We start from the raw sequence: 12,725 nt of genomic DNA, 5'->3' as shown, positions 1-12,725 counted from the left end.
ATGCCAGCCCAGCAACCAGGCTTTACTGGATATAAGCGGCTCGTTCGACTACCCGTTAGTTAAACTCGCTGTGCAGCAATAATTATTACGCCCGCAGTTGCGCCAGTGCCGAAGTCAGGCCTTTCTCGAATCGGGCGATAATCAATCCACACTGTTCGTCATCAATAATCAGTGGCGGCAGCAGGCGCACCACGTTGCCGTTGCGTCCGCCACGCTCGAGCAACAAGCCGTGCTTGAAACAGTGTTGTTGAATGGCAGCAGCCAGCTCAGCATCCATAGGCAGGCTGTTCAGCGCATCTGGCGCCTGACGCTCGTCGACAATCTCTATCCCCAGCATCAACCCGCGACCACGTACCTGCCCGAGTGACGGATAACGCTGCTGCAACAGACTCAGTTGCTGTTTCAGCCAGCCGCCGCGTTGCTGGGCCTGCGCCGCCAGATCCTGTTGCTGAAGGACTTTCAGGGTCGCCAGGCCTGTGGCCATGGCCATCTGGTTGCCACGAAAAGTGCCGCTATGGGCGCCCGGCGCCCAAGCGTCGAACTGACGCTTGATGCCCAGTAGCGCCAAGGGCAATCCGCCGCCAATCGCCTTCGACATCACGATGATATCGGGCTCGATGCCGGCCTGTTCGCAAGCAAACATGTCGCCGGTACGGGCAAAGCCGGTTTGTACCTCATCGACGATTAGGACAATGCCGTGCTTGCGAGTCACCTCGCGAATCTTGCGCAACCAGCTGATGGGGGCGGGATTCACGCCGCCCTCGCCCTGTATGGCCTCGAGGATCACTGCGGCCGGCAAGGAGACACCACTTTCGACGTCTTCGATAAACTGGCTGAAGTAGTAAGTGAGGGCCTGGATTCCGGCGTCCCCGCCAATGCCCAGCGGGCAACGGTATTCGTGGGGATACGGCAGGAACTGTACGCCCGCCATCAGTGTGTGGATGCTGTTCTTCGGTCCGCTATTGCCGGTCACCGCTAGCGCACCATGGGTCATGCCATGGTAACCACCCGAGAAGCTGATGATGTTGCTGCGCCCGGTGGCGGTTTTCGCCAACTTGAGCGCCGCTTCCACTGCATCGGCGCCGGAGGGCCCGCAGAATTGCAGGCAGTAGTCGCGGCCATTACCCGGCAACACTGCCAGCAGTGCTTCACTGAAGGCGTCTTTCAGCGGCGTCGTGAGGTCGAGAGTATGCATGGGCATTCCCGAGGCCAGGAAGTTGGTGATGCTGGTAACAATTTCATCGTGGTTGTGGCCCAAGGCCAACGTGCCGGCGCCAGCCAGGCAATCAAGGTAGGTTTTTCCATCGACATCCGTCACCCAGACGCCCTGTGCCTTGGCAATAGCCAATGGCAGTTTGCGCGGATAACTGCGGACATTGGATTCGAACTTTGCTTGGCGAGTCAGATAGTCGGCGTTAGTTCGATGAAGCTGAGCAGCGCGCATTAAGTCCTCACTAAACATATGTCGAGTCCCGATAATATTCCATGTGGGAATTATTATCATTATCAGTTACGGACAGCAAGGTATTTCTAAAAAACAGCTTTCAATACAATGACGAGGATCTTATAAATACTCCGGGCACAGATAAACCCAAATCGACGACTTGGTGCCTGGGTCAACGTTCATGAATAAACAGAAAAAATACAGGTAGTAATAATTCTGTATTTAACAACTCTCATTACAATTTAAACAATTAGACTTATTGCAAAACTCCACCATGCAAATCTGTCGGTTATTCCTGCGCTACGGATCGCCATAAGGCGACCCGCTGGCAGCCAATACCAGTACTCTCACTTACCCGTTCGCGGCACCATTAGAATCCGATTGTCGTCGACAACAGCCAGGTTCTCGGCGTCGACAGGGTCAGCCCCGCCGCGCTGTCAGCCGAAGTCGCCGCAGAGGCCCAGTAGGTTTTGTCCAGCACGTTCTCCACCGTGGCGCGCACGGTGACTGGGCTATCGCCTACCTTGAATGCATAGCGCGCCCCAAGGTCATAACGCTCCCAGCCGTCGATTTTCTGCTCGTTGGCCGCATCGAGGTACTGCGAGCTGGTGTGGATGGCGCGGGCGGTCAGGGTCAAGCCGTGCAGGCTGTCGATGTCCCATTCGGCGCCGAGGTTGGCATTGACCACCGGCGCGCCGGTGCCGCGCTTGCCGTCGAATTCCTCAGCGGTAGTTTTCGTCTGCTCGCTGTCGAGCAGCATCACCCCGCCCAGCAGGCGCACGCCGCGGGCCGGCTCGCCGAATACGCTCAGCTCCAAGCCTTGGTTACGCAGTTCGCCATCGGGCTTGAAGTTGTTTTGCGCATCGAAGAGGTAAGACGGTTGCTCAATGCGAAACACGCTGGTGGTCACCGCGAAGGTGCCCAGGTCATATTTCGCCCCGGCCTCCACTTGCTTGCTGCGCACCGGCGCGAATATCTGGTTGGCGTTGGCCGCGCTGGTCGGTGCCGTCTGACCCTCGCTCAGGCCTTCCATGTAGTTGCTGTACAACGACAGGCGGTCGGTGACCTTGACCACCAGCCCCACTGCCGGCGAGGTGGCCTGCTCGTCATAGACCGGTTCATCGCGAACACCGTTGCTCCAGGATTCCACCTCGACCCGCTGCAAGCGCGCGCCGAGGGTCAGCAGCACGCGGTCATCGGCAAAGCTCAAGGTGTCGGCCAGGGCCAGACTGGTGAAGCGGTTTTCGGTGTGAGTGCTGGTGTCGAAGCGATTCGGTTGCCCCGGCTCCGGCAGCACGATGGGCTGGTAGATGTTGCTGTTGCCCTTGGCGAATCGTTCGCCGGCGTTGTCGAAATCCATCTCGAAGCGGTTCAGGCTAAGGTTCAGCGTGTGGCCGACCGACCCGGTATTGAACCAGCTGCGCAGGCCGACGGTGGCGGTCTTGACCTCTTCGTCGCGGCGAAAATCCCGCGGCGTTATGGTGAAATCGCCCGCGTCATTGGTGACCTTTACCTCATGGCGGCGGAAGTCGTAGTTGCCCTTGCGCGCGCCGGCAGCGGCGTAGACCATCAGCGAATCGCTGAGGTCGAACTCGCCGCGCACGGCGCCGAAGGTGTCCTTGGTATTGGTGACGGTCCAGGGTTGAGCGAAGTTGCGACTGATGTCTTCGGCCTTGGGCATCTTCACCCCGGCAGCGACGCCAACCCGCTCCAACGGCGCATCGGTCTGCCGTTCCGAGCGGCCGAGATCCAGGGACAGGCGTACCCGCTCCTCGCGCAGATCCAGGCCGATCACGCTGGCCTCGCGCTCGACCTGCTGACGATCCCATTCGGTATCGCCGGACTGGCGCACGCCATTGAAACGCACCCCAAAACGCTGGACTTCGCCGAAACGTCGGCCGATGTCCACCGCTCCGCCAAATTGCCCGGCGGACGCATAGCTGCCGGTCAGCTCGGTGAGCGGCTGATCACCCGCGCGCTTGGGCTCGAGGTTGATATTGCCGCCCACGCTGCCGCGCGGAACGATACCCCCCAGCAACGCACCGGGGCCCTTGATAATGTCCACCCGTTCGACCATTTCCATGTCGATCGAATAGGTCGGCAAAATGCCATACAGGCCGCCGAGCGCTACATCGCTGTTGAACAGGCTGAAGCCGCGGATGGAGAACTGTTCGAAACGCCCGCCGGCCGGGTTGGTGGTGCGCACCGATGGATCGCTGGCGACCAGGTCGCCCAGGGTGCGTACCTGCTGGTTCTTCACGGTATCGCTGGTATAGGAGGTCAGGCTGAACGGGGCCTCCATGAAGTCCCCATCGCCCAGCATGCCCAGCGAGCTTCGGCGGCTCACCTGACCGCCGGCATACTCCTGCTCGATGGCCTCGCTGCTGCCACCGAGGACCACCGTCGCAGGCAGTTGATGCGTGCTGCCGTCCTGCTCCGGGGCGGGCGTCACTGTGTAGGCCTGCTCATCGACGGCCTGCAACTGCAGGCCAGAATCCTGCAGTAGCTGGGCGAACCCCTCTTCTACCGCGAATTCGCCGGACAGTCCGGCGCTGTCGCGACCGTTGACCAATGCCGGGTCCACCGACAGATCGACCCCGGCCAACCCGGCGAAACGGGTCAGCGCGGCGCCCAGGCTACTGGCCGGCACCTGATAACTGCGCCGGGCGACGTCCTCGGCCCAACTGGTAGAGGTAAGCAAAGGACTGGCGCTCAGGCTCAGTAGCAGGCTCAGGCGCAACAACGGGCGCGTTGAGCGCAGACGGTAAGGCAGGACTACGGACATTGAAGAGGTTCTCTTTTTCGTTCACTTACTTGGAATGACAGGCGACGCGAAAAAAAGGGACAGGCTTCAGGCAACTTTTTTACGTGGCAGCAGCGTGACCCAGAAACGCGTACGCGCATGCACCTCCAGCGGCAGGCTGGCGGCCAGCAGCGCCAGCACACGATCAGTGTCCTCTAGGCGAAAACTACCAGTGACGCGCAGCGACTCGAGTTCCGGCGCCCAGCGCAGCACGCCCGGCCGGTGGTTGCTCAGCTCCTGCAGGAATTCTCCCAGCGGCTGGTTGTGCGCCAGTAGCACGCCCTCGCGCCAGCCTGGCGCAAGCACATCGAAGGGCTCCACCGCGCCTACACCCGCAGCCTGCAGATCGACCTGCTGACCGCCGCGCAACGTCAATGCCGGCCCCTGCAAGGGCTGCAATCGCGCCGTGCCGGCATACACCGACACCCGGCAGCCGCGCTGCTCCTGGCGAACACAGAGCTCGCCAGCGCTGACGCTGACCTGTCCATGGCGGGTGTGAATCGTCAACTGCGAAACCCCTGGCACCTTCAGCGCCATCTCGCCTTCCACCAAGGTCAAGCGCCGCCCCTGCAGATCCACATCGACGGCACTGCCGGTATTCAGCTGCAGAGCGCTGCCATCGGCCAGTTGCACCAGCTTGCGCTCCCCGGTGGCGGTGTGCAGGTCGGCCCGCCAGGTAGCCAAGGGCAGTTGCCGACTGATCAGCCAGGCAGTAGGTGCCAGCGCCGCCACGCCCAAGGCCTGTTTAAGTAGCGTGCGGCGTCTGCCATCCGGGCGATCCAGGCTGGCCAAGGCCAGCACCGAAGGGAGTTCGGCAAAGCGCTGGCGTAGGATTTGCGCCTTTTGCCAAGCCTGTTCATGACTGGCATTGCTGTCGCGCCAGCGCTGCAACTCCGCTCGGTCCTGCTCAGCGGCCGTCCCCGACTCCAGCAGCGCCAACCATTGCGCAGCCGCTCTTGCTACCTGACGGGCCTCAGCCGAGGGCGCGGGACGCATCACAGTACGAGCAACAGGCAATGCTCGTAGGCTTGCGCCATATAACGCTTGATGGTGCGCTCCGACACCCGCAGGCGCTCGGCGATTTGTTGATAGCCCAGGCCTTCCAGTTGACTCCAGAGAAACGCCCGGCGCACAGCGCTAGGCAGCCCATCAAGCAATTCGTCCAGCGCTTGCAGGGCTTCCAGCAACAGCCAGCGCTGCTCGGGTGACGGCGCGCAGTCCTCTGGCAGCGCTGCCAGGGCATTCAGGTAGGCCTGCTCCAGGCTGCGGCGCTTGTACAAGTTGGCCAGTAGGCGCGTGCCAACTGTCGCCAGGTAAGCCCGCGGCTCACGCAAATCGGCAACCTGCTGGGAGCTGGCAAGCAAACGCAAGAACGTGTCCTGGCTCAGGTCTGCCGCATCGCAAGCATTACCGATACGGCGTCTCAACCAACCTTCTAACCAGCCGCTATGGTCGCGGTACAGGTCGTGGAGGGTTTGCTCCGTCGCCATTACTGCATTACTCATGTCAAAAGAGCCTGTGCCAAGGAATCGTTCAAATGAGATTGATTATGATTCATGCCGGTACTACAGGCCAAGCCATTTATGCCTTCATTGGCCAGGAACACACCGGAGACGTGTCACGACGCCAGATGTCCTGAAGCTGCAGGCAGCGGTTTCGGCGGCACGGAGCTGACTGCACTAGCCCAGCGACTCGGCGCATTCGATAGCGCAGTGGACCACGGGCTGACATTGAGGGCATTGAGGGCGTTGAATTTTTCTAGCGCAGGGATCAGGGCCTGAATGAAGATTGGCGAAAGCCATAACGAAAAAAAGCGACCCTAAGGTCGCTTTTCTGTACCGCGCAGCTTCGATGAAGCTTGCGAAGTAAATTTTGGAGCGGGAAACGAGACTCGAACTCGCGACCCCGACCTTGGCAAGGTCGTGCTCTACCAACTGAGCTATTCCCGCTTGTCTTGTAGACGAGCGCCATTGTATATCCTCAGAACGCCCCGTCAACCCCTTGATTCAAAAAAGTTTATTTCTTTTCAACGGAAGTACTGAGGTGCGGCCAAGCAGCCAGCAGATACTGCAGCATCGACCACAAGGTCAGGATGGCGGCGACGATCAGAAGTCCGTAGCCGAGCAGAACCCAGAATGTGAACAAGGGCGGGTTCGCCAGCAGCATGATCAAGGCAACCATTTGTGCTGCGGTTTTCCATTTGGCCAACTCGGACACGGCGACATGCGCGCGCGCACCGAGTTCGGCCATCCATTCACGCAAGGCCGAGACGACAATTTCGCGGCCAATGATGATCGCCGCGGGCAACGTCAGCCATAGGTTGGCATGCTCGGCCACCAACAAGACCAGTGCGACCGCGACCATCAACTTATCGGCGACCGGATCGAGAAAGGCACCGAAGGGCGTGCTCTGCTCCCAGCGACGCGCCAGGAAACCATCAAGCCAGTCGGTAATTGCGGCAATTGTGAACACTGCACTAGCGGCCCAATAACTCCAGCTGAATGGCAGGTAGAACAGCAGAATGAAGATTGGGATCAGTGCAACGCGGAGCACGGTAAGCAGGTTAGGGATATTCATCGGCACAACTGGCTGCAAGGTGAGCCGGCATTCTACTCGCTGTGCAGTGCGGCATAAATCAGCTCTGCAAGCTTTTTACTGATCCCCGGCGCCTTGGCGATTTCTTCGCTGCTGGCCCGAGACAATTCCTGCAGACCGCCGAAGTGATTGAGTAGCTCGCGGCGCCGCTTCGGCCCTACCCCGGCGACCTCCTCCAAGCTTGAAGTGCGCCGGGTCTTGCCGCGCCGGGCACGGTGCCCGGTAATGGCAAAGCGGTGCGATTCGTCACGAATCTGCTGGATCAGATGCAAGGCCGGCGAGTTGCCGGGCAGGGTGAAATCATGGGCGGCATCATTGAGGTAGAGGGTTTCCAGGCCCGGTTTGCGCGTCGCGCCCTTGGCCACACCAAGCAGAATCAACTCAGGGACGGCCAATTCATTCAGCACGTCTCGGGCCATGGCCAGTTGCCCCTTGCCGCCGTCGACCAGCAGGACATCCGGCAGCTTGCCCTCGCCGTCCTTGATCTTGCTGAAGCGCCGAGTCAAGGCCTGGTGCATCGCAGCGTAATCATCGCCTGCGGTGACACCTTCGATGTTGTAGCGCCGGTAATCGGACTTCAGCGGTCCTTCCGGGCCGAATACCACACAGGACGCCACCGTGGCCTCGCCGCTGGAGTGGCTGATATCGAAACATTCGAGGCGCTGCGGTACCTCGTCCATGCCCAGCGCCTCGGCAAGGGCTTCGAAGCGGGCGGCCACATGCTGGCGACTGGCAAGGCGAGCGCCGAGCGCCTGTTCGGCGTTGGTCACCGCCAACTGCTGCCATCGCGCGCGGGTTCCGCGTACCCGATAACTGATACTCAACTCAACGCCACGCGACTCGCCGAGCGCCGCGATAAGCGTGGGAAAGTCGTCATGTTGCGCGTTGACGATCAGTTCGGCAGGCAACTCTCGCTCCTGATTGCCCAGGTAGTACTGAGCCAGGAAGGCCAGCAATACCGCGCTGACATCCTCCTCAATCGCCACTTGCGGGAAGAAATTCTTGCTGCCGAGCACGCGGCCGCCACGCACGCTGATCAGGTGCACGCAGGCGCCACCCGGATTGACCATGGCCGCGACTACATCGACATCGCCGCTGCCGCCCTCCATGCTCTGCTGGTCTTGCACGCGGCGCAGCAGGGCCATCTTGTCGCGCAACTCGGCTGCTCGCTCGAAATCCAGGGTCGCCGCGGCTTGCTGCATGGCGCTGGACAGCTCATCGCCAAGTGCATTGCTGCGCCCTTCGAGGAACATCACCGAATGCCGCACATCCTCGGCATATTCCCCTGGATCGACCAGACCAACACACGGTCCCTTGCAGCGCTTGATCTGGTACTGCAGGCACGGCCGCGTACGATTCTTGAAGTAACTGTCTTCGCACTGGCGTACCAGGAAGGCTTTTTGCAGCAGGCTGAGGCTTTCACGGATCGCCCCAGCGCTGGGGTATGGGCCAAAATAACGGCCCTTCTGCTTCTTCGCCCCGCGATGGATACTCAGCCGCGGGTAATCACCATCCGATAAAAATACGTAGGGATAGGATTTGTCGTCGCGCAGCAGGATGTTGTAAGGCGGCCGCCATTGCTTGATCAGCGTCTGTTCGAGCAGCAAGGCTTCGGTTTCATTGGCGGTAATGGTGGTTTCGACCTGAGCGATCCGGCCGACCAGTGCTGCAGTCTTCGGCGCCAGACCGTTCTTGCGAAAGTAGCTGGCCAGGCGCTTTTTCAGGTTTTTCGCTTTGCCGACATAGAGCAGCTTGGCGTCCACATCGAACATGCGGTACACACCTGGGCGGCCGCTGCAGGTGGAGAGAAAGGCGCTGGGGTCGAACGGAGCGCGCACTTCAATCGAGGGTATCTCAGCTGTTGGCATCGACCATGCCATGGCGTACGGCGAGCAAGGCAAGCTCCACATCGCTGGTGATCGACAGCTTCTCAAAGATCCGATAACGATAGGTATTGACCGTTTTCGGCGACAGGCAGAGCTTGTCGGAGATGCTCTGCACCTTCTGGCAGCCGGCGATCATCAGGGCGATCTGAATCTCGCGCTCGGACAGCAGGTCGAAGGGCGAGTTATTGGTTTGCGGCTGAAACGACTTGAGCGCCAATTGCTGGGCGATTTGCGGGCTGATGTAACGCTGCCCGGCGAACACCTGACGAATGGCCTGCACCATCTCGGCCAGGGCGGCGCCCTTGGTCAGATAACCAGCGGCGCCTGCCTGCAGCAAACGCGTGGGGAAAGGGTCCTCTTCGCAGGCAGTCACCGCGAGGACTTTCAGGTCGGGGTGGCTGCGGAGGAGTTTGCGGGTCGCTTCGAGGCCGCCGATACCGGGCATCCTGATGTCCATCAGAACCACGTCGGGCTTCAATTCGCGGGCTTTCTTCAGCGACTCTTCACCTGAGTCGGCTTGCCCTACGACCTGCAGACCTTCGATATCGGCCAGCATGCGTGAGATACCTGTACGGACCAGATCGTGGTCATCAACCACCAGCACCCTAATCAAGCGGAACCTCGTTCTGCGTCAGCCGCTCAATGCAGCGCTCTGGATCGGTTGCCGCTGTCATAGCAAAAAGCCTCCAGCCGGCTCTACATTGGCGGATTATCGCCAAAAACCAAGCGTCAAAAATACTACAAAATATTGATTCGACAACAGCTTTGCGCAAGCCTGGAGACACGACGCCCGAACCATATTTAAGAATAAATCATTTAATTTCAATGAGTTATAAATAAAAATAATACCGGAAAGCTTTCCGGATTTTTCGAATCGACATGACTTTTTGACTGCCGCGAGTATACACAAGGAATTTGCATCATGGGTGCAGGAGCTTCGGCAGAGCCAAGCAGTCGATTGAATCGCCGCAATAGACAGCCCATACAGTCGCAATGGCTAAGCCATTACGACTGTATGGGCTGAGTGCATCAGGGGCGCGGCGCACTCCCTGGATTGTTGAATATCACCGGCTAGTCGGCGCCGGCGGTTGAAGGCGGTTGTCGTGAGGGATCACGTCATCGTAAACACGCCCCCTGCTCGTGATATCCGCAGGCCCTCAACTACTACCACTGTCATCCTTCTCGATGTCCCAGCGCACCATCATCGCGTGGTCCTCGTGGATCAGGTTGTGGCAGTGCATCGGGTACTTGCCGAGGAAGTCGCGAAAACGTATCAGCACCCTGATAGTCGAGTCTTCCTCAAGCACGAAAACGTCTTTACGCCCCTGTTCATGAGGCGGCACCGGCACCTCTTTGCCTTCTCGGGTTTTGCTGAGGATGCGCCCTTCCTCGAAGTGAATATGGATCGGGTGGCTCCAGCCATCATCGACGTTTACCAACTCCCAGACCTCAACAGCGCCTTGCTTGATCTTGGCATTAGAGACAGCAGGGTCAAAGAACTTGCCATTGACTGCCCACATGCCGTTGCGCCGGTCGAAGTCCCAGCGACGCACCTTGGCGTCATCGATTTCCTCTTGGTCGAACGGACGCAACTCGCGTAATGCACTGGGTACCTGGCTGACGTCCTGCTCCGGTGGGTAACGATCAACGATGATCTTCAGCACCCGGGAGCCAGGCGCTTTCACATCCTTGGGTCGCCGGGTCTCGAACTGCTCGAGGCGGTTGACCAGATACAGCTCGGTGCCGATGGGATACCTGGCAAAGTCCACGACGATATCGGCACGCTCGGTCACAGCCAGCCGCACTCTGTATTGGTTAAACAGTGGCGCCGGCAGCAAGTTGCCGTCGTTGCCTATGTACGTGAAGGTCTGCACCACGTTGTTGGGTTTGACCAGATAGAACTCATAGAAGCGGCTCGGCCCGCCGTTGAGCAGACGCAGGCGGTACTTGCGCGCGGCCACTCTCAACACTGGCTCGATATAGCCGTTGACTATCACCTTGTCGCCGAGCACCCCTTCGGGATTAACCTGATCCCAGAACATGATCCCATTCTGGTTAAATACTCGGTCGGAAAAGTCCAATGGGTAGTCGTAGGGGTAGCTGGGTAAGCGCAGGGCGCTTGGGCTGGGGTCGTGTTCATCACCCGAGTCGATATGATCGAACAGCAGATAAAAACCCATCAGGCCACGCACTACATTTGGCGCGGTAAAGTCCAGCGTGTGGTCGTGGTAGAACAGCGTGCCCAGGGCCTCGCGCGGGTCGCCGATACCATTTTGCTGCTCATCGTAGCCAGCGTAGATATTGGTGTAACAGTGGTCCTTGAACTCCCCGGGCGAGGCTAGGGTCGGGCCGGCCTTGTTGGCGCTGTAGTAGTCGCCGGGGTAGCCATCGCTCTCCGAGGCGCTGTGCATGTTGTGCAGGTGGGTGGAGATCTCTGGCGTGCCGAAACCGACGTGGTCCTGCGGCAGACGGTTATGCATGCGCACGATGGTCGGCTGACCGTAGTAGGCGAAGATGGTCGGTCCAGGTGTAGTCGCCCCTGGCACGTTGCCTTCATAACCCCAGATGCGCTGTGGCGGGTAGGCGGGATTAAAGACCCAAGCAGGATTTTCCTTGGCGCTCAATTGGTAATGGATCGGCGGGTACTGCCGCGCGCTTACGTACAGCTCATTCCAGCGCTGATGCGGGGCACGCCCTGCCTCACCAGCGGCTGTATTGGCGGCTTCCATAGGCGGTGGATCGAGGGTGACGGGTTGCAGCTGATCGACCACCACAGGCAAGTCAATTTGCCAGGGGATGGTCGGCGGGCTGCTCAACTGTGGTGCCGGGGCACCGTCATTCTTGTCATCTTCGTCGTCATCTTTACGCCGACGGCTCTTGGCGCCGCTGCCGGATGAACTCAGTAACAGGGGGGCAGCCAATGCCGCGCCCGTCAGTTTAAGGAAGCTGCGCCGAGCGGCGCCTTGCTCCGAGTCCTCCGCGCTGGGCGTCGGCGCTGCCTCATCGGCTGATATGTGCGTGACCTCCTGTTCACTCACTTGCAGCTTTTTCTGTTCGTCTACCAAGGATCGGGATTTCATGGGTATAACCCTCTTACTCACCCCAAGCTGTTTATCCTCCCTGCTAAACCTGCCCAGCCCCTGGCCAGAAGAAATTATCTCAGTGCCAGAATGGAGCCGAACCGCCTAGAGACATACTCCAAGGTCCTGGCGGACGCGGAGCACATCGCCCGACGCGTCTAGCCAAAACCAGAGCATGCAGCGCCCTGGCCAGGCCCGTGCGTTGCACAAACACCGGCGGTGCCTAACCGAGACCGCTAGCAGCGCCCTCGGGCCGGTACGCCGTGTGCACCATGGCGGAATCGACATGGTTGATGGTGGCCAAAATCCGCTCAGGGTCGGCCAGTGCCGGCGCCATGGTCCAGCGTTCGCTGCGGTCGTTACCGATGCGCAACATGCCGGTGTGGGTGCCGAGGTTTCTATCCACTTCCTCGACCGGGTCATAGAAGCCCAGCCCATAACGCAGGCGTTTGATGTCGACCTCCGTACCGGTGAGGAACTGCCAGCCCGGCTGCACGCGATGCATCTCGGCGTAGGCCTTGAGCACTTCCGGCGTATCCATCAACGGTTGCAGGCTGATCGAGTACATGAAAATGTCTTGCCCCATGCGCTCGCCCAGCAGCGTTTGCACCTTGCGCAGGTTGGCAGTCATGGTCGGGCAGATGTCGCCGCACTGCACGAACATGAAGTTGATGACGGCTATCTTGCCGCGCACCAGGTCGTCATAGAAACGAACTCTTTTGCCATCGTGGCTGTCGAGCCAGACGTTGGGAAAATAGCTGCTCTGCGCGGCGTCCAGATTGGCGTCGGCCATGTCGATATCGGCCGACTCGAATACCTCATGCGCCTGCAGCGCAGCGCTATTCCACAACAGTCCGCCCAGTGCCGCCGTGCCTATTCCGGCCAGGAGCTTTCTTCGAGTGTTCATAGAAATTCCT

Annotated in this window: 9 protein-coding genes and 1 tRNA gene; all 10 read right to left on the bottom strand. The window is 59.8% G+C overall.

Features of this window, described 5'->3' with window-relative positions; genetic code table 11:
* Positions 1–85: 85 nt before the first annotated feature.
* On the bottom strand, positions 86–1,444 hold the full coding sequence (locus VCJ09_RS12290; protein ID WP_407693028.1) for a diaminobutyrate--2-oxoglutarate transaminase: 1,359 nt from the start codon (positions 1,442–1,444) through the stop codon (positions 86–88).
* A gap of 370 nt (positions 1,445–1,814) precedes the next feature.
* On the bottom strand, positions 1,815–4,229 hold the full coding sequence (locus tag VCJ09_RS12285; protein WP_324734554.1) for a TonB-dependent receptor: 2,415 nt from the start codon (positions 4,227–4,229) through the stop codon (positions 1,815–1,817).
* A 66-nt stretch (positions 4,230–4,295) separates the two neighbouring features.
* The gene (locus VCJ09_RS12280) at positions 4,296–5,243 is read right to left on the bottom strand and encodes a FecR domain-containing protein (protein WP_324734553.1); all 948 of its coding nucleotides are present in this window, start codon (positions 5,241–5,243) and stop codon (positions 4,296–4,298) included.
* The gene (locus VCJ09_RS12275; protein WP_324734552.1) at positions 5,243–5,752 is read right to left on the bottom strand and encodes a sigma-70 family RNA polymerase sigma factor; all 510 of its coding nucleotides are present in this window, start codon (positions 5,750–5,752) and stop codon (positions 5,243–5,245) included. Before VCJ09_RS12275 ends, VCJ09_RS12280 begins: the two co-directional genes overlap by 1 nt.
* Before the next feature lie 368 nt (positions 5,753–6,120).
* Positions 6,121–6,196: transfer RNA gene (locus VCJ09_RS12270), tRNA-Gly, on the bottom strand.
* A gap of 67 nt (positions 6,197–6,263) precedes the next feature.
* Entirely contained in the window at positions 6,264–6,824 is a 561-nt protein-coding gene (gene pgsA, locus VCJ09_RS12265) for a CDP-diacylglycerol--glycerol-3-phosphate 3-phosphatidyltransferase (protein ID WP_324734551.1), read from the bottom strand.
* Between the two features lie 32 nt (positions 6,825–6,856).
* Positions 6,857–8,680: an excinuclease ABC subunit UvrC gene (uvrC, locus tag VCJ09_RS12260; protein WP_324734654.1), complete on the bottom strand. Its 1,824-nt coding sequence runs from the start codon at positions 8,678–8,680 to the stop codon at positions 6,857–6,859.
* 16 nt (positions 8,681–8,696) lie between these two features.
* Positions 8,697–9,341: a response regulator transcription factor GacA gene (gene gacA / locus VCJ09_RS12255; RefSeq protein WP_324734550.1), complete on the bottom strand. Its 645-nt coding sequence runs from the start codon at positions 9,339–9,341 to the stop codon at positions 8,697–8,699.
* Positions 9,342–9,885: 544 nt separating this feature from the next.
* Positions 9,886–11,808, bottom strand: a complete 1,923-nt coding sequence (locus tag VCJ09_RS12250; RefSeq protein WP_324734549.1) for a multicopper oxidase family protein — start codon at positions 11,806–11,808, stop codon at positions 9,886–9,888.
* 223 nt (positions 11,809–12,031) lie between these two features.
* On the bottom strand, positions 12,032–12,715 hold the full coding sequence (locus VCJ09_RS12245) for an SCO family protein (RefSeq protein WP_324734548.1): 684 nt from the start codon (positions 12,713–12,715) through the stop codon (positions 12,032–12,034).
* Positions 12,716–12,725: the final 10 nt, after the last annotated feature.

It is taken from the genome of Pseudomonas paeninsulae (assembly GCF_035621475.1).
GTDB lineage: Bacteria > Pseudomonadota > Gammaproteobacteria > Pseudomonadales > Pseudomonadaceae > Aquipseudomonas > Aquipseudomonas paeninsulae.
This window is presented reverse-complemented; position numbering and strand designations above follow the sequence as displayed.

Bases quoted from the DNA above. Each gene is read 5' to 3' on its own strand.
- pgsA (WP_324734551.1), bottom strand. From the start codon at position 6,824: ATGAATATCCCTAACCTGCTTACCGTGCTCCGCGTTGCACTGATCCCA.
- VCJ09_RS12285 (WP_324734554.1), bottom strand. From the start codon at position 4,229: ATGTCCGTAGTCCTGCCTTACCGTCTGCGCTCAACGCGCCCGTTGTTG.
- VCJ09_RS12280 (WP_324734553.1), bottom strand. From the start codon at position 5,243: ATGCGTCCCGCGCCCTCGGCTGAGGCCCGTCAGGTAGCAAGAGCGGCT.
- VCJ09_RS12245 (WP_324734548.1), bottom strand. From the start codon at position 12,715: ATGAACACTCGAAGAAAGCTCCTGGCCGGAATAGGCACGGCGGCACTG.
- VCJ09_RS12250 (WP_324734549.1), bottom strand. From the start codon at position 11,808: ATGAAATCCCGATCCTTGGTAGACGAACAGAAAAAGCTGCAAGTGAGT.
- VCJ09_RS12275 (WP_324734552.1), bottom strand. From the start codon at position 5,752: ATGAGTAATGCAGTAATGGCGACGGAGCAAACCCTCCACGACCTGTAC.
- VCJ09_RS12290 (WP_407693028.1), bottom strand. From the start codon at position 1,444: ATGCGCGCTGCTCAGCTTCATCGAACTAACGCCGACTATCTGACTCGC.